At 60.1% G+C, this 20,133-nt stretch carries 22 protein-coding genes; 14 read left to right on the forward strand and 8 right to left on the reverse strand.

What is annotated here, in order from left to right; all coding sequences use genetic code 11:
* Positions 1-88 precede the first annotated feature (88 nt).
* Complete coding sequence (tldD, locus tag C8N31_RS17325; RefSeq protein ID WP_025046429.1) at positions 89-1,510, reverse strand: metalloprotease TldD; 1,422 nt, start codon at positions 1,508-1,510, stop codon at positions 89-91.
* A 179-nt stretch (positions 1,511-1,689) separates the two neighbouring features.
* Here tldD and coxB point away from each other — a divergent pair, with 179 nt between their 5' ends.
* The 10 genes from coxB to C8N31_RS17375 all read left to right on the forward strand — a co-directional run bounded on the left by coxB (position 1,690) and on the right by C8N31_RS17375 (position 10,776).
* The gene (gene coxB, locus C8N31_RS17330; protein WP_025046428.1) at positions 1,690-2,613 is read left to right on the forward strand and encodes a cytochrome c oxidase subunit II; all 924 of its coding nucleotides are present in this window, start codon (positions 1,690-1,692) and stop codon (positions 2,611-2,613) included.
* A 134-nt stretch (positions 2,614-2,747) separates the two neighbouring features.
* Positions 2,748-3,683, forward strand: a complete 936-nt coding sequence (gene cyoE / locus C8N31_RS17335) for a heme o synthase (protein WP_025046427.1) — start codon at positions 2,748-2,750, stop codon at positions 3,681-3,683.
* On the forward strand, positions 3,683-3,862 hold the full coding sequence (locus C8N31_RS17340; protein WP_025046426.1) for a cytochrome c oxidase assembly protein: 180 nt from the start codon (positions 3,683-3,685) through the stop codon (positions 3,860-3,862). Before cyoE ends, C8N31_RS17340 begins: the two co-directional genes overlap by 1 nt.
* Complete coding sequence (locus tag C8N31_RS17345) at positions 3,862-4,437, forward strand: cytochrome c oxidase assembly protein (protein WP_025046425.1); 576 nt, start codon at positions 3,862-3,864, stop codon at positions 4,435-4,437. The genes C8N31_RS17340 and C8N31_RS17345 overlap by 1 nt, the downstream gene beginning before the upstream one ends.
* Before the next feature lie 25 nt (positions 4,438-4,462).
* Entirely contained in the window at positions 4,463-5,272 is an 810-nt protein-coding gene (locus C8N31_RS17350) for a cytochrome c oxidase subunit 3 (protein WP_025046424.1), read from the forward strand.
* 102 nt (positions 5,273-5,374) lie between these two features.
* A complete protein-coding gene (locus C8N31_RS17355; RefSeq protein WP_025046423.1) occupies positions 5,375-6,052 on the forward strand; it encodes an SURF1 family protein in 678 nt (225 codons plus the stop codon).
* Between the two features lie 3 nt (positions 6,053-6,055).
* Entirely contained in the window at positions 6,056-7,444 is a 1,389-nt protein-coding gene (gene thrC, locus C8N31_RS17360; protein WP_025046422.1) for a threonine synthase, read from the forward strand.
* Positions 7,441-8,703 carry a M16 family metallopeptidase gene (locus tag C8N31_RS17365; RefSeq protein WP_025046421.1) on the forward strand — a complete coding sequence of 421 codons (1,263 nt, stop codon included), beginning with the start codon at positions 7,441-7,443 and terminating at the stop codon, positions 8,701-8,703. Before thrC ends, C8N31_RS17365 begins: the two co-directional genes overlap by 4 nt.
* Entirely contained in the window at positions 8,703-9,287 is a 585-nt protein-coding gene (locus tag C8N31_RS17370; protein WP_025046420.1) for a GNAT family N-acetyltransferase, read from the forward strand. The genes C8N31_RS17365 and C8N31_RS17370 overlap by 1 nt, the downstream gene beginning before the upstream one ends.
* A gap of 67 nt (positions 9,288-9,354) precedes the next feature.
* Entirely contained in the window at positions 9,355-10,776 is a 1,422-nt protein-coding gene (locus tag C8N31_RS17375; RefSeq protein WP_025046419.1) for an FAD-binding oxidoreductase, read from the forward strand.
* A 6-nt stretch (positions 10,777-10,782) separates the two neighbouring features.
* Here the strand turns inward: C8N31_RS17375 and C8N31_RS17380 are convergent, their stop codons facing one another.
* Genes C8N31_RS17380 through C8N31_RS17390 form a run of 3 tightly spaced genes read right to left on the reverse strand, consistent with a single transcriptional unit; the run spans position 10,783 to position 12,855 of the window.
* Positions 10,783-11,313, reverse strand: a complete 531-nt coding sequence (locus C8N31_RS17380) for an adenine phosphoribosyltransferase (RefSeq protein WP_025046418.1) — start codon at positions 11,311-11,313, stop codon at positions 10,783-10,785.
* Positions 11,310-11,939: a LysE family translocator gene (locus C8N31_RS17385; protein ID WP_025046417.1), complete on the reverse strand. Its 630-nt coding sequence runs from the start codon at positions 11,937-11,939 to the stop codon at positions 11,310-11,312. Before C8N31_RS17385 ends, C8N31_RS17380 begins: the two co-directional genes overlap by 4 nt.
* A gap of 43 nt (positions 11,940-11,982) precedes the next feature.
* Complete coding sequence (locus C8N31_RS17390) at positions 11,983-12,855, reverse strand: S-methyl-5'-thioadenosine phosphorylase (RefSeq protein ID WP_025046416.1); 873 nt, start codon at positions 12,853-12,855, stop codon at positions 11,983-11,985.
* 252 nt (positions 12,856-13,107) lie between these two features.
* Here C8N31_RS17390 and C8N31_RS17395 point away from each other — a divergent pair, with 252 nt between their 5' ends.
* Entirely contained in the window at positions 13,108-14,778 is a 1,671-nt protein-coding gene (locus C8N31_RS17395) for a SulP family inorganic anion transporter (protein WP_025046415.1), read from the forward strand.
* A 60-nt stretch (positions 14,779-14,838) separates the two neighbouring features.
* Here C8N31_RS17395 and C8N31_RS17400 read toward each other — a convergent pair whose 3' ends face one another.
* The gene (locus tag C8N31_RS17400; RefSeq protein ID WP_025046414.1) at positions 14,839-15,444 is read right to left on the reverse strand and encodes a flavin reductase family protein; all 606 of its coding nucleotides are present in this window, start codon (positions 15,442-15,444) and stop codon (positions 14,839-14,841) included.
* A 52-nt stretch (positions 15,445-15,496) separates the two neighbouring features.
* Here C8N31_RS17400 and C8N31_RS17405 point away from each other — a divergent pair, with 52 nt between their 5' ends.
* Complete coding sequence (locus tag C8N31_RS17405; RefSeq protein ID WP_051544547.1) at positions 15,497-16,018, forward strand: GNAT family N-acetyltransferase; 522 nt, start codon at positions 15,497-15,499, stop codon at positions 16,016-16,018.
* Between the two features lie 47 nt (positions 16,019-16,065).
* The gene (locus tag C8N31_RS17410) at positions 16,066-16,833 is read left to right on the forward strand and encodes an EcsC family protein (RefSeq protein ID WP_025046412.1); all 768 of its coding nucleotides are present in this window, start codon (positions 16,066-16,068) and stop codon (positions 16,831-16,833) included.
* A gap of 194 nt (positions 16,834-17,027) precedes the next feature.
* On the opposite strand, the gene modC is transcribed toward C8N31_RS17410, so the two are convergent.
* Genes modC through modA form a run of 3 tightly spaced genes read right to left on the reverse strand, consistent with a single transcriptional unit; the run spans position 17,028 to position 19,530 of the window.
* Positions 17,028-18,116 carry a molybdenum ABC transporter ATP-binding protein gene (gene modC / locus C8N31_RS17415; protein ID WP_025046411.1) on the reverse strand — a complete coding sequence of 363 codons (1,089 nt, stop codon included), beginning with the start codon at positions 18,114-18,116 and terminating at the stop codon, positions 17,028-17,030.
* Entirely contained in the window at positions 18,113-18,802 is a 690-nt protein-coding gene (modB, locus tag C8N31_RS17420) for a molybdate ABC transporter permease subunit (RefSeq protein ID WP_025046410.1), read from the reverse strand. The genes modC and modB overlap by 4 nt, the downstream gene beginning before the upstream one ends.
* A complete protein-coding gene (gene modA, locus C8N31_RS17425; RefSeq protein ID WP_025046409.1) occupies positions 18,799-19,530 on the reverse strand; it encodes a molybdate ABC transporter substrate-binding protein in 732 nt (243 codons plus the stop codon). Before modA ends, modB begins: the two co-directional genes overlap by 4 nt.
* Before the next feature lie 118 nt (positions 19,531-19,648).
* Between modA and C8N31_RS17430 the strand changes: the two genes are divergently transcribed.
* Positions 19,649-20,119 carry an NUDIX hydrolase gene (locus tag C8N31_RS17430; protein WP_025046408.1) on the forward strand — a complete coding sequence of 157 codons (471 nt, stop codon included), beginning with the start codon at positions 19,649-19,651 and terminating at the stop codon, positions 20,117-20,119.
* The last annotated feature ends 14 nt before the right edge of the window (positions 20,120-20,133 follow it).

Genomic DNA, 20,133 nt, shown 5'->3' on the forward strand with positions numbered 1-20,133 from the left:
GTTGCAGAATCAGGTATAGGTACGCACGGTTAACAACGGATGAATCGAATAGGGCCGATTAGCACTAAACCGGCCCGCTAATTTTAAGCTATGCCGCAGACCCGCCAACGGTCAGGCCGCCGATCATCAAGGTGGGTTGGCCCACGCCTACCGGCACCCATTGCCCCTGCTTGCCGCAATTGCCCATGCCGGGATCCAGCGCGGGATCATTGCCAATGGCACGGATTTGTCTGAGCGCGGTGGCCCCATCCCCGATCAGCGTTGCCCCTTTCACGGGCGCACCCACCTTGCCGTTTTCAACGCGGTAGGCCTCGGTGCAGGAAAACACAAACTTGCCATTGGTGATATCCACCTGACCGCCGCCAAAGCCAACGGCATAAATGCCATCCTTTAGATCCGCCACAATATCGCCCGGCGCCGTGTCACCGCCCAGCATATAGGTGTTGGTCATGCGCGGCATCGGGATATGGGCATAGGACTGCCGCCGCCCGTTGCCAGTGGATTGAACCCCCATCAAACGCGCGTTCTGGCGGTCCTGCATATAGCCGACCAGTGTGCCATCCTCGATCAGCACGTTTTTGGCCGATGGCGTACCTTCATCATCGACAGAGATAGACCCGCGCCGGTCCGGGATCGTGCCATCATCCAGAACCGTGACCCCCTTGGCGGCGATCTGTTGCCCCATCAGCCCGGCAAAGGCGCTTGATCCTTTGCGGTTGAAATCGCCCTCAAGCCCATGCCCGATCGCCTCGTGCAGCAAAATACCCGGCCAGCCGGGGCCAAGCACGACATCCATCACACCCGCAGGGGCCGGCACTGCATCAAGGTTGACCACAGCAATGCGCAAAGCCTCGCGGGTTTTGGCCTGCCAGTCGGCGGGATCGAGCAAACCGTCAAGGCCGACGCGCCCGCCGCCGCCCGCGCTGCCGCTTTCGCGGCGGCCGTCTTGTTCGACAATCACCGATACATTGGCCCGCGTCATCGGGCGCATATCCCGCACTGACGTGCCTTCGGGGCGCAAAATCTCGATCTCCTGAATGCTGGCGGCAATCGTCGCGCTGACTTGTACCACCCTCGCGTCCAGATCACGGGCAAAGGCGTCTATCTCGCGCAAAGTCTCGACCTTGACAGGAAAGGCCGCACCCGTAATCGGATCATCATCGGTATAAAGCTTTTTGTTGGTGCCTTCGGGCGCATCGGCCCAGGTGCCGCCGCCCTCACCAACCGCCAGCCGCGCGGTTTCGCTGGCGCGGCGCAAAGCTGCTTCGCTGATCTCGGTGGAATGGGCATAGCCTGCCACCTCACCGCGCACCGCTCGCAGGCCGAATCCTTCAGAGGCATCATAGCTGGCGGTCTTGAGCCGCCCGTCATCAAAAACCAGCGCCTCGGACCGCCGCCGTTCAAAAAACAGCTCGCCATCGTCCGCGCCTGCCACGGCGCTGCGCAGGATTGAAAGGGCGGTGTCGCGGTCTAAATCCGCTTCAAATGGTAGAAAGGCACTGCTGCTCATGGGGATATATCCTGTATTCCAGCCACAAAAACGAATTTAGCGTCTGTTTGACGCAATCGAATGGCTTTATCTTGAGCTTAGAATATGATTGTAAGCATCAAGATTACAACGGGCGGCTGCCAAACGGCCTCCGCTTGGTTGAACCCGTAGAACAAATGGTCACAAGATCAGGACGACTTATGAAAAAACTTCTCTCTGCAAGCGCGCTTCTGGCCAGCTTCTCCGCCCTTCCAGCATTGGCTCAGGACAATCTGCGCATCGACGGTCTGGAAGTGATCGGTACACCAGTTGACGGCGAAATGGGCTTTCAGCCTGCCGTGACACGGCTGGCGCAAGACATTCACGATCTGGACTATCTGATTCTGGTGATCATCACCCTGATCACCGTCTTTGTGACCGGACTGCTCCTTTGGGTGATCGTGCGCTACAACAAAAAACGCAATCCAGAACCTGCGTCCTTCACCCACCACACACCTGTGGAAATTGCATGGACCATCGGGCCTATTCTGATTCTGGTCCTGATCGGTGCTTATTCCTTGCCGATCTTGTTCCGCCAGCAGGAAATTCCTGAGGCGGACGTGACCATCAAGGCCATCGGCAACCAGTGGTACTGGTCCTATGAATACGTCGATGATGGTTTTGGCTTTGACAGCTACATGATCGGTGCCCCTGCGACGATGACCTCCGAAGAAGAGGCCGCTGGCGCCATTGCCAACCGTCTGGACGACGTGATGATCGCCAAGCTTGAGGCGGCAGGCTATTCCCGCGACGAATGGTTGCTGGCCACGGACGCCGCCGTTGTGGTGCCTGTCGGCAAGACCATCGTGATGCAGGTGACGGCATCCGACGTGATCCACGCCTGGACCATCCCGGCCTTCGGCGTCAAGCAAGACGGTGTTCCGGGCCGTTTGGCAGAGCTGTGGTTCAACGCCGACAAAGAAGGCGTCTACTTTGGCCAGTGTTCGGAACTTTGCGGTCAGGCACACGCCTATATGCCGATCACCGTGAAAGTGGTGTCCGAAGCGGCCTATCAGGAATGGCTGGGCCGCGCGAAAGAGGAATACGCAGGTATTCCTCAGCCGCTGACAGTTGCGTCCAACTAAATCGAAACCGGGGTGCGGCGAAACCGCACCCTGTTGGTACTGAGACTTGAAAAGGGTGGGCTGCGGTCCACCCTTCCGACCATCAGCAATCTGGCGGATCCCCTGGCGGGATCTCTTTTCGGCAAAGGCATGGGATGACTGACATCACCAATACTCCTGCAGCAGAACACGAGGCACAATTGGGCGATTATTTTGCCCTCTTCAAACCACGCGTCATGCAATTGGTCGTGTTCACCGCATTGGTGGGCATGTTGGCGGCACCGGTGTCCGTGCATCCGGTGGTTGGCTTTGCCGCGATTTTGTTTGTTGCCATCGGGGCCGGTGCTTCTGGCGCACTGAACATGTGGTGGGATGCCGACATCGACCAGATTATGCGCCGCACCCAAAGCCGCCCGATCCCGGCTGGCAAAGTGCAACCGGGCGAGGCATTGGCGCTGGGCGTGGCCTTGTCGGGCATGTCGGTGATGATGCTGGGCCTGGCCGCCAATCTGCTGGCAGCGGCGATGTTGCTGTTTACGATCCTCTTTTACGCGGTGTTCTACACCATGTGGCTCAAGCGGCGCACGCCGCAGAACATCGTGATCGGCGGCGCGGCAGGGGCCTTCCCGCCGGTGATCGGCTGGATCATCGCCACCGGCAGCTTTTCCATCGAGGCATGGCTGATGTTCGCGCTGATCTTCATGTGGACGCCGCCGCATTTCTGGGCTCTGGCGCTGTTCATGCGTTCTGACTATGACGATGCTGATGTGCCGATGCTGACCGTGACCCACGGCCGTCCGGCAACGCGCCGCCATATTCTGGCCTATACAATGGTTCTGGCAGTTCTGGCTGTCGGCACCGGTTTCACCGCCATCGGCGGCTGGATCTACCTGAGCTTTGCCATTGTGCTCAACGCGATGTTCCTTTTGGGGGCCTACCGGATCTGGCAACGCGACGAAGATGCATCCGAGGCAGACAACTACAAGGTAGAGCGCAAGTTCTTCCGCCTATCGCTGTTTTACCTCTTCTTGCACTTTGGTGCGATACTGGTCGAAGCAACGCTGCGGCCATGGGGCCTTGGAGGCTGGTGATGAATATGCGGACCGAACATGAAATCCACAACCGCCGCCGCGGCCGCAATGTGGGTGTGGGCCTGATGCTGGGCGCTTTTGTCATATTGGTGATGGTTCTCACTTTCGTCAAAATCACCCAAACAGATTTCACCAAGGCGATGGGCGCACCCGCACCCCAATCTCAGGAGAGCAATTGATGGCAATGACCGGACCACAAAAAACCGTTGCACAAACAGTGTCGCTGGTCGTGGTTATGGGCGCATTGGCCTGGGCGTCGGTGCCGTTCTACGATTGGTTTTGCCGGGTCACCGGCTTTGGCGGCGTGCCGGGGCAGGTGGAAACGGCATCGGACGAGATTCTCGATCAAACGGTCAAGGTCCGCTTTGATGCATCGCTCAACAGCGGCATGGCGTGGGAGTTTACGCCGGTCGTGCGCGAGATGGAGATTCGCATCGGCGAGACCGGACTGGCCTTTTATGAGGCGTACAACCCAACCTCGCAGCCCATCGCAGGGCAAGCGAGCTACAACGTGACCCCCTACACCGCGGGCGCGTTTTTTGAGAAAATCGACTGTTTCTGCTTTGAAGAACAGGTTTTGGCCCCCGGTGAGCGGGTGCAGATGCCGGTCAGCTTCTTTGTAGACCCAGAAATCGTCGAAGACCGCGATGGGAAGTTTGTACATACCATCACACTGTCTTATACATTCTATGAAATTGACTTGCCCGAAGGCTATGCCGCCTTGGAGCAGGACAAAACAACAGACCTGAACTAAAGAAAAGCTGAGGGACGCCCGCGATATGGCACATGCTAAGAACCACGATTACCACATCCTAAGCCCGTCAAGCTGGCCCCTGCTGGGCGCACTTGCCGGCTTTGCGATGCTTTTTGGCGCTGTGCTTTGGATGCACGATGTCACACCGTTTCTGTTCCTCGGCGGTTTTGTCGCCGTGCTTTATGTGATGTTCGGCTGGTGGCGCGAAGTCGTCATCGAAAGCCACGTGGGCGATCACACCGGTGTTGTCCGCCTTGGCCTGCGCTATGGCTTTATCCTGTTCATCATGTCCGAAGTGATGTTCTTTGTGGCGTGGTTCTGGACCTTCTTCAAACAGGCCATGTACCCGATGAACGAATATGTCGGCTCTGAATATGTGCCGCCGGTATTTGATCCGGTCAACGCCTTCCACCTGCCGCTGATCAACACGTTGATCCTGCTGCTGTCCGGCTGTGCCGTGACATGGGCGCACCATGCGATTGTTCATGAAAACAACCGCAAAGACCTGATCAACGGGTTGGCCATCTCGGTTATTCTGGGCGTCGCGTTCACCGCGCTTCAGGCTTATGAATATGCCGAACTGATCCTGCATCATGACTGGGTATTTGGCGGCGATGCCTTCTTCTCGGCGTTCTTCATGGCCACAGGCTTTCACGGCTTCCACGTTGTGATCGGCACGATCTTCCTGTTTGTCTGCCTGATCCGGGCGATGCGCGGTGATTTCACCCCCGAACAACACGTCGGGTTTGAGGCCGCCGCATGGTACTGGCACTTCGTTGATGTGGTCTGGCTGTTCCTGTTCTTCGCCGTCTACATCTGGGGCGTTCCTGCTTAAGAACGTGCAGACGGGGTTGCATCTGCGGCCTCGATCCCTGAAAACCCAAGGCGCGCGAAGGGGACTTCGCGCGCTTTGTCTTTGATGCAGAGATTACCGCCCATGAGCCGCGTGCTTTTTCTTATTATTGTTGGACTTGGCGGCGCCGCTATCTTGCTGTCGTTGGGTGTTTGGCAGATGCAGCGCCTCGCGTGGAAAGAGGCGCTGATTGCGGATATCAACACCCGCATCCTTGCCGATCCCGTAACCTTGCCCGCGCAGCCTGATCCCGAAAACGATGCCTTTTTGCCGGTGACTGTGACAGGGGCCTTTGATGGCGACACCCTGCGGGTGCTGGTCTCTCAAAAGGAAGTCGGCGCGGGGTATCGTCTGATCACGGCACTGGAAACCGTTAATGACCGCATCCTCGTGGACCGCGGTTTTGTTGCGGTGGACGACAAGGGTGTGGCAACCCCAGAGGGTTTGGTGACCGTCACGGGCAATCTGCACTGGCCGCAGGAAACCGATCAATTCACCCCCGAGGCCGACTTTGACCTGAACATCTGGTTTGCCCGTGATGTGGACGATCTGGCAGCGGCATTGGCAGCGGAGCCGATTCTGGTGGTGGCCCGCGATCTGTCGGTGCCAGACAGTGTCGTGACGCCATTGCCCGTAGACACCAGCCGTATTCCCAACGATCACCTGAATTACGCCATTACATGGTTTTCGCTGGCTGCCATCTGGTTGGCCATGTCCATTCTATTTATGCGCCGCCGTCGCGGTGCCAAACTCGAAAGCTGACCCATGCGCTATATTTCCACCCGTGGCACGGCCCCTGTTCTGAGCTTTGAAGAAGCGATGCTGACCGGGCTGGCCCGCGATGGCGGACTATATGTTCCAGAAACAATTCCGACCCTGAGCAAAGACCAGATCGCCGCAATGGCAGGCCAGTCCTACGAAGAGGTCGCTTTTACCGTGATGCGCCCCTTCATCGGTGACACTTTTACGGATGAGGAATTCCGCGATCTGATCGCCAAGGCCTATGGCAGTTTTGGCCATGTCGCCCGTGCGCCGATGGTGCAGCTTGCGCCAAATCATTTCCTGCTTGAGCTGTTTCACGGCCCGACACTGGCGTTCAAAGACTTTGCGATGCAGTTGATCGGCCAGATGTTCCAAAAGGCTTTGGGCCGCAAGGGTGAGCGGGTGACGATTGTCGGCGCGACCTCCGGCGACACCGGATCAGCCGCGATCGAGGCCTTCCGCGGCCTCGATAATGTCGATGTGTTTATCCTTTACCCACATGGCCGCGTGTCCGAAGTGCAGCGCCGCCAGATGACCACGCCAACAGAATCGAATGTGCATGCCTTGGCCGTTGATGGCGATTTTGATGATTGTCAGGCCCGCCTCAAGGATATGTTCAACGATTTTGAGTTCCGCGACGGCGTGAAACTGGCCGGGGTCAATTCGATCAACTGGGGCCGGGTACTGGCGCAAGTGGTTTACTACTTCTCCTCCGCCGTGTCCTTGGGCGCACCGGATCGCGAGGTCAGCTTTACCGTGCCAACCGGCAACTTCGGCGATATTTTCGCGGGCTACATCGCCCGTCAAATGGGCCTGCCCATTGCAGATCTACTGGTTGCAACCAACCAAAACGACATCTTGGACCGGTGCCTCAAGGGGCAGGGGTATCACAAGGGCGGTGTGCATGCTTCGATCAGCCCATCGATGGATATTCAGGTTTCCTCCAACTTTGAACGGGCGTTGTTTGACGCATATGGCCGCGACGGCGCTGCGATCAAACAATTGATGGACGAGCTGGGGCAGGGCGGCTTTGATGTGTCGCAAGGGGCGTTGCAGGCGTTGCAAGAGATCTACCACTCTGGCCGCGCCTCCGAAGAGGAAACATCAGCGACCATCGCAGACACACTGAAAACCTCGGCTGAGCTGCTATGCCCGCATTCCGCCATTGGTGTGAAAGTGGCCAACGAACAGCGCGATCCGGCAATCCCGATGATCACGCTGGCCACCGCGCATCCGGCCAAGTTCCCCGATGCGGTTGAGGCGGCCACAGGGGTGCGTCCGGGCCTGCCGCCGCGCATGGCGGACCTGTTTGACCGCGACGAACGCCTGACCCGCGTGGACAATGATCTTGATGCGCTGAAAACGCTTATCAAAGGGAAACTCAACGCGTGAGCCTGAACCAGCACCGCCTGCCAAACGGATTTCGTATTGTCACGGAAAACATGCCGGGGCTTGCCTCGGCGTCTATCGGGATCTGGGTGTCGGCGGGCGGTCGCCATGAGACACCAAATCAAAACGGTATCGCGCATTTCCTTGAACATATGGCGTTCAAAGGCACGGAGCGGCGCACGTCTTTGCAAATCGCCGAGGCGATTGAAGACGTGGGCGGCTATATCAACGCCTATACCTCGCGCGAAGTGACTGCCTATTACGTGCGGGTGCTGGAAAACGACGTGGCGCTGGGGCTGGATGTGATTGCCGATATCCTGCGCAACCCTGTGCTGGACCCCAAGGAAATCGAGGTTGAGCGCGGGGTGATCCTGCAAGAGATCGGTCAGGCGCTGGACACCCCCGATGACGTGATCTTTGACTGGCTGCAAGAAGAGGCCTATCCCGACCAACCGCTTGGCCGTACGATCCTAGGTCCGGCAGAACGGGTCTCGGCCTTTGGGCAAGCAGATTTGCGGTCGTTCATTGACGATCATTATGGCCCCGAACAGATGATCCTCGCCGCCGCTGGCGCCGTGGATCATGACGAGATCGTCAAACTGGCCGAAGCGCTGTTTGGCGATATGCCCGCCAAGCCGTTGTTTCAGACCGCGCCTGCGCAATTCAAGGGTGGCGAAACACGCCAGTTGAAACCGCTGGAGCAGGCGCATTTTGCGCTTGGGTTCGAATCGCCCGGCTACCGCGCTGACGATATCTATGTGGCGCAGATCTATGCTTCTGCGCTGGGTGGCGGCATGTCATCGCGTCTGTTTCAGGAAATTCGGGAAAACCGCGGGCTGTGCTACTCAATCTTTGCGCAGGCCGGGGCCTATGCCGACACGGGCATGATGACGGTCTATGCAGGGACCTCTGCCGAACAACTGCCGGAACTGGCAGGCATCACCATCGACGAGATGAAACGTGCCGCTGCGGATATGTCCCCGGCCGAGGTCGCCCGCGCTCGTGCGCAGATGAAGGCAGGATTGCTGATGGGGCTGGAAAGCCCGTCCAACCGCGCCGAACGTCTGGCGCGGTTGATCCAGATCTGGGACCGCATTCCGCCGCTTGAGGAAACCATCGAAAAGATCGACGCGGTGACCACGGGTGACGTGCGCGACATGGCAGAGCGGATCGCGGCGCAGGCACCTGCCGCGCTAGCGCTGTATGGTCCGGTTGATGGCGCCCCGACCCTCCAGCAACTAGAGGAGCGCCGCGCGGCCTGATGTTGCTGATCAAACGCAAGCTGAAGATCGAAACAGAGCGTTTGACGCTGCGTACCCCTGTGCAGGCAGATTTCCGGCCTTGGACCGCACTGCGGGTCAAAAGCGAAAGCTACCTGAAACAATGGGAACCCGCTTGGGCAGATGATCATCTGACCCGCAAGGCGTTTTCCAATCGGGTCTATTGGGCCTCAAGATCAATCAGTTCCGGCACTGCGATGCCGCTGTTCCTGATCCGCCGCGAAGATCAGACCCTGATCGGGGCCATTACCCTTGATAACATCCGCCGTGGCCCTGCGCAGGCGGGCACCTTGGGGTATTGGACCGGCGCCCCCTTTGCCCGCCAAGGCTACATGCGCGAGGCGATTGAAGCCGTGGTGCACCAAGCCTTCACCCGCCTTGACCTCAGCAGGATCGAAGCGGCCTGCCTGCCCGAAAACAAACCCTCGCGCGGGCTGTTGGAAAAGTCGGGCTTTAAATACGAAGGTGTCGCGCAAAGCTATCTTCAGATTGACGGGCGCTGGCGGACCCATGTGCTTTATGCGTGCCTGCGCGGTGACCGGCGCGGGCGCACCGAGGCCGGATAGCCCGCAAGCGGCAGGCGCGGCGCAATACCCCCTTGCATCCTCATCGGCCTATGCTGATTGATAGGGCATGACACCAAAACCACTCAATTCCGCTGATGCGTCCTTCCTGTCCTCGCTGGAGGCGGCCTTGCCCGCAGACACCCTGCGTGCCGCAGATGTGCGATACCTTGAAGAGCCGCGTGGCATTTACAAAGGTCAGCCCACCGCCGTGGCGCTGCCGCGCAGCACAGAGGAGGTTGCAACAGTGATCCGTCATGCAGGCGCGGCCCGCGTCGGCGTGGTGCCTTACGGCGGCGGCACAGGTCTTGTCGGCGGGCAGGTCGCGCAGGATGGCTCAGTGCCCCTGATCCTGTCGATGGAACGGATGAACCAGATCCGCGCGGTCCATGCCGACGAAAACGTGCTGGTCGCTGATGGCGGTGCGATTCTGGCCGATATCCAAAGCGCAGCGGATGCTCAGGGCCGGCTGTTCCCGCTGTCGCTGGCCTCCGAAGGGTCGGCGCGGATCGGCGGCAATCTGGCCACCAATGCGGGCGGCACTGGCGTGCTGCGCTATGGCAATGCCCGCGATCTGTGTCTGGGGCTTGAGGCCGTGCTGCCGGACGGTCAGATCTGGAACGGGCTGACGCGCCTGCGCAAGAACAACACCGGCTATGACCTGCGGCATCTGTTGATCGGGGCCGAGGGCACATTGGGGATGATCACCGGTGCCGCGCTCAAACTCTTTCCTGTGCCTGCCCAAACCGGCAGCGCGATGTTGGTGGTGCAAAGCCCGGCAGCGGCGCTGAAACTGCTGTCACTGGCCCGCGATCATTTGGGCGAGATGGTCAGCGCCTTTGAGCTGATCCACGGGCAAGGGATGCGTTTCCTTGCCGAAGCCGGCCTTGATGTGCGGCTGCCTTTTGATGAGGCGCCGGAATGGACGGTGTTGATTGACGTGGGTCTGAGCGGCGGTTTGATCCCCGCAGACGCGCTGGAAACCCTGTTTGCTGCTGGCTATGAGGCCGGTCTGGTAACGGACGGCGTGATCGCGCAGAACCAGCAACAATCAGACGATTTCTGGCGCATCCGCGAAATGATCCCCGAGGCAAACCGCCGTATCGGCTCTATCTCCAGCCACGATATTTCTGTACCGCTCAGCGCGATCCCTGACTTTATCACCCAAGGCACTGCGCAAATTTCGGAACTCGGCGCGTTTCGGATCAATTGTTTTGGCCATGTGGGTGACGGAAACCTGCATTTCAACGTCTTTCCCATGCCGGGCAAATCCCGCGCCGATCACCAGAACCAGCGCGAAGAGATGAAATATCTGATCCATGATCTTGTCGACCGGATGGGCGGATCGGTCAGCGCCGAACACGGCATCGGGCGGCTTAAGGTTGGCGATCTGGAACGCTATGGCGATCCGGCCAAACTGTCGGCGATGCGCGCCATCAAGGCGGCGCTGGACCCGCAGGGGATTATGAACCCCGGCGCGGTTCTGCGGTAGGTCTGATCACAATCCGTCAAAGGCGCAGAGGGCATGCACATCCATGCCCATATCTTCCAGCTTTTTGCGGCCGCCCAGTTCGGGCAGATCAATGATAAAGGCGCAAGATACAATCTCGCCGCCCAAACGGTGGATCAGCTTGATCCCCGCTTCTGCGGTGCCGCCGGTTGCCAGCAGATCGTCCACCACCAGAACCTTTTCGCCCTCTTTGATGGCATCGTCGTGGATCTCCACAATCGCCTCGCCATATTCAAGCTTGTAGTCCTGACTGATCGTGGTGCCGGGCAGCTTGCCTTTCTTGCGGATCGGGACAAACCCAACGCTTAGCTGATGGGCGATCGCGCCGCCAAGGATAAAGCCGCGTGCCTCTAGCCCCACAACCTTGTCGATGTTGATGCCCGCGTAGGGGTGCAACATCTGGTCAATCGCCATGCGAAAGCCCCGTGGATCGGCAAATAGGGTGGTCACATCGCGGAACATGATCCCCTCGTGTGGGAAATCGACGATAGTGCGGATATAATCCTGTACGTTCTTCATGGCATGCTCCGGCGCAATGTGGCGGTCAATACACCCATAGTGATCAACGCGGCACCGCCCGCCCGAGTGATCCAGGTAATGATGGATGGCCGCGCAATGATCTGGCGCAACCGGTCTGCCAGAAGCGCATACGCCAAAGCGTTCAGCGCCGCCAGTGTGACAAAGGTCGCAATGAGAATTGCAAACTGCGGCAAGAGCGGCGCGGCAGGCGACAGGAACTGCGGCACAAAGGCGATGAAAAAGGCGATGGATTTGGGGTTCAGCGCCGTCACTGCTGCGGTGTGACCAAACACCCGGCTTGCGGTGATGTTGTCTGCCGCTGGCACCGAGAGCCCCTCACTGGGCGCGGAGCGGATCAATTTGAATCCCAGCCAGACCAGATAGGCCGCACCCACCCATTTCAGCGCGGTAAATAGCGTGGCAGAGGCCAGCACCAATGCGCCCAATCCCGCCAGCGACGCGCTCATCGCGACAAGGTCACCCAAGGCCACGCCCGCCGCCGAGGCCACGGCAACAGAGCGGCCTTTGCTGAGCGCATAGCTCAGCACCAGCAGAACCGTGGGACCGGGGATCAACAGCAGGGCAAAGGATGCCGCGACAAAGGTCAGCCATAATTCGAATGTCATGTTCGTTTTTCCTGTTCTTCGCCCGCGCGGGGGCGCGCGTTCATCAAATCACCCGGCCTGCCACGGCGTCCAGCTTGGCCATCACTTCGGGGTCACGGGCATCCGGTTGGGTCAGAATCGCATATTCCAGCGCCCGGTCACACCCATGCGGGCAGGGCGCACGGTCTGTCCCCAGCAGTTTTGGCAATCGGGACACCAAGGCGCGGCCCTTGTCGGCGTTGCCCATGAGGGTGGCAATGATCGCGGTCACATCCACCTCACCGTGGTCCGGGTGCCAGCTGTCATAATCGGTGATCATCGCAACGGAGGCATAGCAAAGCTCTGCCTCGCGGGCGAGTTTGGCCTCGGGCATATTGGTCATCCCGATCACATCCGCGCCCCAGCTTTCGCGGTACAACTTGGATTCGGCCAATGTCGAGAACTGCGGGCCTTCCATGGCCAGATAGGTGCCGCCACGATGCACGTTGATACCGGCGTCTCTGGCCGCTTCCTCGCAGGCGTTTCCAAGGCGCGGGCAGGTCGGATGCGCCACGCTGACATGGGCCACACAACCCGTGCCGAAAAATGACTTGGGCCGCGCAAAGGTGCGGTCAATGAACTGATCTACAACGACAAAATCTCCCGGGGCCATTTCATCACGGAAGGAACCGCAGGCCGAGACAGAGATCACATCGGTGCAGCCAAGCCGCTTGAGTGCGTCGATATTGGCGCGGTAGGGCACATCGCTGGGCGCGTGCACATGGCCGCGTCCGTGGCGGGGCAAGAACACCATCTCAACGCCGTCCAAACTGCCGGTCAAAAGCTGATCGGACGGATCGCCCCACGGGGTTTCCACCTGTACCCAATCGGCGTTTTGAAGGCCGTCAATCTCGTAAATGCCCGATCCTCCGATCACGGCAATCTTGGTCTGTGTCATTGCGGCCCCTTTTCACGTCCTGCGCATCCAGCCGACAGGAAGGCAGAGCGCCGGACTGATTTCAACCCCGGAAACGGGCGGCGCGGATGACAGATGGGTGAGCATTTGGCGGCACCGGTCGGCGCTATGGCCATGGGGGGCAGCACCGCAAGGCCGAAAGGGTTTTCATTTGGGCGGTTCTGGTCTAGGCAGCGGCCAACGCCTTGCGACGCAACAAGGCCCCCTCCGATCCCTCACGACAAAGGATGCCCCATGGCGCGCGCCTCACTTCTGCATAGTTTTACAAAAAATCTGGAAGTCACCGATCTGCGCTGGATGCCCGAAGACGGGTTTTCCATCGGTCGGTTGCGCATTGAACTGTTGTCGGGCCTGACCGTCGCGCTGGCGCTGGTGCCCGAAGCGGTGGCCTTTGCCTTTGTCGCCGGTGTGCATCCCCTTGTTGGGCTCTATGCGGCGTTTCTGGTTGGCCTGATCACTGCCTTGATCGGTGGCCGCCCCGGTATGATCTCTGGCGCGACAGGCGCCTTGGCGGTTGTAATGGTGGCTCTGGTGGCACAGCACGGGGTGGAATACCTCTTTGCCACCGTGGTTTTGATGGGGTTGATCCAGATCTTTGCTGGCGTGATGCAATGGGGCAAGTTTATCCGTCTGGTGCCGCATCCGGTGATGCTGGGCTTTGTGAACGGGTTGGCGATTGTGATTTTCCTCGCCCAGATGAGCCAGTTCAAGGTGCCCGGCACCATGGTGGACACCGGGCATGGCATGGGCGGCGGTGAATGGCTGTCGGGCACGCCGCTGTTCCTGATGCTGGCGCTTGTGGGCGCGACGATGGCAATCATCTGGGTGATGCCGCGCATCACCAAGTTTATCCCCGCACCGCTGGCAGGCATTGGCATCGTCGCCGCTGTGGTGATCTTTACCGGTATGGATGTGCCGCGCGTGGGCGATCTGGCCTCTATCGAAGGTGGCCTGCCGATGTTGCACATGCCCTTTGGCGAAGGGATCGGCCTTTATGGCACGGCGCTGGCGCCGTTCAACCTTGAAACACTCTATATTATTGCGCCCTATGCGGTGATCCTCGCCGCGATTGGTCTGATTGAATCGCTGCTGACCCTCAATCTGGTCAGTGACATGACCGGCACCCGGGGCGGTGCCAGTCAGGAATGTATTGCCCAAGGTGTGGCCAACACCGTGACCGGCTTTTTCGCGGGCATGGGCGGTTGTGCGATGATTGGTCAGTCGATGATCAACGTCAAATCCGGCGGGCGCACCCGCGTGGCCGGAATCGCCGCGGCGGTGTTCTTGCTGTTGTTCATTCTTGTCGGATCCCCCCTGATCGAACAGATCCCGTTGGCCGCACTGGTCGGTGTGATGTTCATGGTGGTGATCGGCACCTTTGCGTGGAACTCTCTGACAATCCTGCGCAAAGTGCCTCTGACAGATGCCTTTGTGATCCTGCTGGTAACGGTTGTCACAGTCTATGAAGACCTGGCCGTGGCGGTTGTGGTTGGCGTGATTGTATCGGCGTTGGCCTACGCATGGAACAACGCCCGGCGCATCGACGCGACCACGCGCGATTCCCATTCCGAAGAAGGCGCCAAGGTCTATGAGATCCACGGACCATTGTTCTTTGGCTCCTCCGATGGCTTCGCCGAACTCTTCGACGTGGCAGGCGACCCGGACCGCGTGATCATCGATTTTGCAGACAGCCGGGTTGTGGATCAATCCGCGCTGCAAGCGATCGAAGCGATTGCCGGTAAATACGAGGCCGCGGGCAAACATGTCGCCCTGCGTCACCTCAGCCGCGATTGTCACAAACTGCTGACCAAAGCGGGCCATCTGATGATCGACAGCGATGATGACCCTGATTACGAACTGGCGGTGGATTATTCAGTGCGCACAGGGATCTTGGGCGGGCATTGATCGGCCCGTTTCCGCCGCGAAAAACCGCATATCCATTTGCGAATTTTTCCGCCCCCGCGATCAGTCGTCGGGGCGGATAATCTCAAACACCTCACGGACACGGGTGTAATCGCGATACCCCAACCGCGACAGCGGCTCATACCGGGTCACGTCAAAGCGGCCATCGACCACACAATCGTCGCGCAGATGCACGCCAACAACCTCGCCAAACACCACAAAATTGGCCTCGCCCTCGATCCTGACAATCTGGGTCATCCGGCACTCAAGGCTGGCCGGAGCATTGGCCACACGGGCACAATCAATCACATCACACCCCGCCTTTTCGACCTGCGCATGGGCAAATTCATCCGCGTCATGGGGCAGGGTGGCAGAGCTGAGGTTCATTGCCTCGCGCGCCGCATATTCCACGATGTTCACACAAAAGACGCCGGTCTCGCGAATATTGGCAACCGAATCCTTGGTGCCATCCACATCGTCCTTCACCCCGGTGGAGGCAAACATCACCTGTGGCGGCACATAGGCCACGCCGTTGAAAAACGAATAAGGCGCAAGATTGTCGCGCCCGTCCGCGTCACGGGTAGATATCCAGCCGATGGGGCGGGGCGTGACAATGGCGTTGAACGGGTTGTGCGGCAGGCCGTGGCCATTTTCCGGGCGATAGAACATAGGGGCGCTCTCCTTGGTCAATTGCACCTATGGCTAACGTCATGTTAGGGGCATGGCCACCGCAATTCGGGGCAGGAACCGCACCTTGTACCAGCTCATCCCAGAAACCCCTGATGATTATTGGGAGGTCGAGGCGCTATATGACACCTGCTTTGCGCCGGGGCGCGAGGCGTTGTCGTCATACCGCCTGCGCGACGGGGTGCCTTCGGTGGCAGGGCTCAGCCACGTGGCGCGGGACGCGGATGGCATTCTGGCGGGCGCGATCCGCTATTGGCCGGTGCATATCGGCGCTCATGACGCGCTGCTGCTGGGGCCTGTTGCGGTGCACCCCACCCGGCAGGGCGAAGGGCTGGGCCGCGCCCTGATCGAAGAAAGCCTTGATGCGGCCACGCCCTTTGGCTGGCACCGAGTGATGCTGGTGGGGGATGCGCCCTACTACAATCGCTTTGGCTTTGACCGGCTGCAAGATGTGATCATGCCGCCGCCCACAAACCCCGAACGGGTGCTGGGCCGCACCCTGTCAAAAGATTCCTGGCGTGGTGTCAAAGGGCATGTGCGGCGCTGGAGCGATTGAAATCATGCCGGTCCCGCCCCACATCATAGGCAAAGAGAAGGACCACCATGGACATTTCCAGCAATCTGCCCGCCCCGATCGACGTTGACGCAAGGCTTGATGAAATCGCATTGCGTTACAAACAGGCGGGCGGTTTGGGGATCAATGTCCTGAACCTGATCGGCGGCAGCGCTGAAAATCTGCTCGACCGGTTGCCCTCCGGCGTACGCAGCAACCTCGAAGCGGCGACGGTCAAGGCGCTCAACCACGCGATGAAGGCGGCCCATAGCAGCCGCACGGTGGTGCCGGATCAGAAAAGCTGGCTCAACCAAACCGTGACCGCCGCCATGGGCGCGGCAGGCGGGGCGGGCGGTCTGCCTACGGCGTTGGCCGAACTGCCTGTGACGACCACGCTGCTGCTGCGGGTGATCCAGGGGGTGGCCGTGGAACACGGGTTTGATCCGGAGGCAGAGAACGTCCAGTTTGACTGCGTCCATATCTTCGCCGCGGCCGGGCCCCTATCCGGCGATGACGGCGCAGACCTCGGGTTTTTGTCGGCACGTATGGCCCTGACGGGCCGCGCGATGCAGGCCGTGATTGCCAAAATCGCGCCGAAGCTGGCCGTAGTAATGGGTCAGAAATTGGCGGCGCAAGCGGTGCCTGTGCTGGGCGCTGTGGCGGGCGCTGCGACAAATTACGCCTATACCAGCTATTACGAAGATATGGCCCATGTGCATTTTGGCCTGCGCAAACTGGCGATAGACGGCGATGTGCCGCACGACATGCTGGTCGCGACGCTGGCCCAAAAGATGGGGAAAATTCCGGCAAAAGTATAGCCCAGGCGCAGACACCCGGGGCGTTGCCCCGGACCCCAGAGGTTTAAGGGCCAAATGAAGAAAAAGGCGCTCTTGTCTTCATTTGGCTAAAAAACCTCCGGGGGGAGCGCCGCGCAGCGGCGGTGGGGGCTGGCCCCCTTGGCGGTGAAGGTTGCCCAAGCGGTTTGGCCCGAGTGGTCGGTATATCGGCAGGATCAGCGCCCGATGCTGCCGGGCGCGACATTGGTTGCCTTGAGGATCGCGTAACAATCCAGCCCCGGCGCCAGCTGCATTTCGGCGACAGCCCGCGCTGTGACCCGCGCCAACACCCGATCTTTGCCTGCACGCAGTCCAATCGCGGCGCCCGGCCCTCCGCCGGGATGTACCGTTTCGACGCGGACGGGCAGGACATTCACAGATGACAGCCCTTCTGGGCGAGACAGCGACAGGATCACATCCTGCGCCAACACCCGCAGGCGGATGCGCGCGCCGACATCCGCTTGTACGCCCGGCAATTCAAGTGTTCCGGCGCTGATGCGCAGGGTCGATAACCCATCATCGGCGTGGGCGATAACCTCGGCCTCAATCACCGCGCCTGCCTCGCGCACGCCCAGCAGCGGCACTGCTGCGGGATCGGCCATCACGTCATAAAGCGGTCCTTGCGCCTGTACCTCGCCGTCTTGCAACAGCACCAACCGGTCCGCCAAACGGGCAACTTCGTCCACTGCATGGCTGACATAGAGGATTGGCAGGTTCAGCGGTCCATCGCGCAGCCGTTCCAGATAGGGCAGGATCTCTTGCTTGCGCGGAGCGTCCAGACTGGCCAGCGGTTCGTCCATAAGGAGCATGCGTGGCCGGCTGAGCAAGGCGCGGCCGATGGCGACCCGTTGTTTTTCACCGCCAGACAGCGTGCCGGGCCGCCGCGCCATTAGGGGCGCGAGACCCAGCAGTGCCACTACATCGTCAAGGCCCGCACCTTGTGCGCCCGGCGGTGCATAACGCGCACCAAACGTCAGATTGTCACGCACCGTGAGATGCGGAAACAGCCGCGCGTCCTGAAACACATAGCCAAGCCTGCGTTTGGCGGGCGGCACAAACCGCCCCGACGCCGTATCGACAAACACATCGCCACCAAGGCTGACCCGCCCGGCATCCGGGCGCAGCAGCCCGGCCACCGCATTGATCACCGTGGTCTTGCCGGTGCCGGAGCGGCCAAAGATCGCGGTGATCCCGCCTGCCGCCTCAAAGCCCACCTTGAGGGACAGCCCGCCAAGCTGATGCTTTATTTCCACCTGCAAGGTCATTTGGCCGCAATCCGTGCCGAGACCCGCCGTGCCAGAACCTCCGACAGCAGCACGGCGGCCACCGCAACGGCGCTGGCCATCAAGACCATCGTGACCGCTTGCCCTTCACCGCCGGGGATCTGCAATGCCGCCCAGATGGCACCGGGCAATGTTTGGGTTTGGCCGGGGATATTGGCGACAAAGGTGATGGTCGCGCCAAATTCGCCCATGGCCTTGGCGAACCCCATGACAGCCCCGGCCAGAATGCCCGGTCCGATCAGGGGCAATGTCACGCGGGCAAATACCGAAATGCGACCCGCGCCGAGGGTCTCAGCAGCCTCTTCCAGTTTGGGATCAACGGCCTCTATCGCCAGCCGCATGGCCCGTACCATCAGGGGAAAACCCATCACGATGGCGGCCAGCACCGCACCGGTCCAGTGGAAGGCCAATTGCAGACCCATCGCGCTGAGCGCTTGGCCCATCGGCGCGTTCGGGCTGAAACTGATCAGCAGCAGATACCCCGTGACCACCGGAGGCAGAACCAGTGGAAGATGCACAACCGCATTTAACAGGGATTTTCCCCAGAAGGATTTACGCGCAAGGATCCAAGCCACCCAAAGGGCCAGCGGAACGGCCAGTACAGTGGCCCAGCATGCGACCCAAAGCGACAGGCGGAGGGCCTCCCATGCGGCGCTGTCAGCGGTCATTTGGGTGCCTCGGCAAAGCCATGGGCAGCAAAGACGACTTGCGCGGCGGGGCTGGCCAAATACTCAAGAAAGGCTTGGCCACCTGCGCTGAGCGCGGCGGCGGGATAGAGGATTGGATCATGCAGACTTGCAGGCACGTCAAAGACAGTATGCACACGCGTTTCGGCCATCGCATCAGTGGCATAAACGATGCCAAAGGGGGCCGCGCCCCGTGCGACGAGGGCGAGGGCGGACCGCACGTTGTCTGTTTCGGCCAGTTGCGGCTCCAGCGTGTTCCACAGATCTATCGATTGCAGCCATTGCCGCGCATAGGCACCAGCGGGCACCGCATCGCGGTGGCCCATAGCCAAGCGTTCTGTGTCAAGTTTGACTGGTAAGGCGCTGATATCATTTAAGGGTTCTATTTCTTGGTGGCTGATCATCACGAGGCGATTTCTGGCAATTGCTGTGGTCGGCCCAGCAAAGGTAACGTCCTGCTCTGCCAGCCAATCCATCCATACGGGGTTGGCCAGAACCACCAGATCAGCCGGGGCGCCGGCGGCCACTTGCCGTGCAAGGGTGCCTGACCCGGCAAAGGACACTGTGACCGGAGCGCCGTATCGGGCGGCAAGGTCATCCAAGGCGCCGCGCAGGCTGGCAGCTGCAAAGACCGTCACGGGCGGCGATTGCGCAGCGGCCAAAAGCGGCAAGGCCAAGAGCCAGATCAAAAGGGCAAAGACGCGTTTCATCAGCCGCACTATCCGCGATGCACAAAGACGGCACAAGCGCATTGCTGATCGCTGGTCATTGCGGGCAAGAGCTTTTATATTTCAGTCAAAACGAGCAGGCGCTGAACATGGGACATTTATGATCAAGCAACTTCCCATATCGCTGCATGGGGCGCGCAAAGGCGAGGTGCGCAGCCAGTTTGCTGCGCTGTGCTACCGGATCAAGCGGGGCAAGGTGCAGGTGCTGCTGGTCACGTCACGCGGGTCCAAGCGGTGGATCGTGCCCAAGGGCTGGCCCATGGAGGGCAAAACACCGGCGGCTTCAGCCAAGCAGGAGGCCTGGGAAGAAGCGGGCGTCTATGGCCGGTCGGTTGGCAGTTGTCTGGGCGTTTATTCCTATGCCAAGGATGTGGGCGCGGCGGATGATTTGCCCTGCCTTGCGATGCTTTACCCGGTGGCAGTCAAATCGCTTGCCAAGAAATTCCCTGAACGCGGTCAACGCCGCCGGCGCTGGGTTTCGCGCAAAAAGGCAGCGCGGTTGGTCTCGGAGCCGGAACTTGCGCGGATGATATTGGATTTTGATCCCCGCAGCGGCATGGCAAAAGCTTGACCTATGGCGGCGCG

The organism is Sulfitobacter mediterraneus (genome assembly GCF_003054325.1).
Classification (GTDB): domain Bacteria; phylum Pseudomonadota; class Alphaproteobacteria; order Rhodobacterales; family Rhodobacteraceae; genus Sulfitobacter; species Sulfitobacter mediterraneus.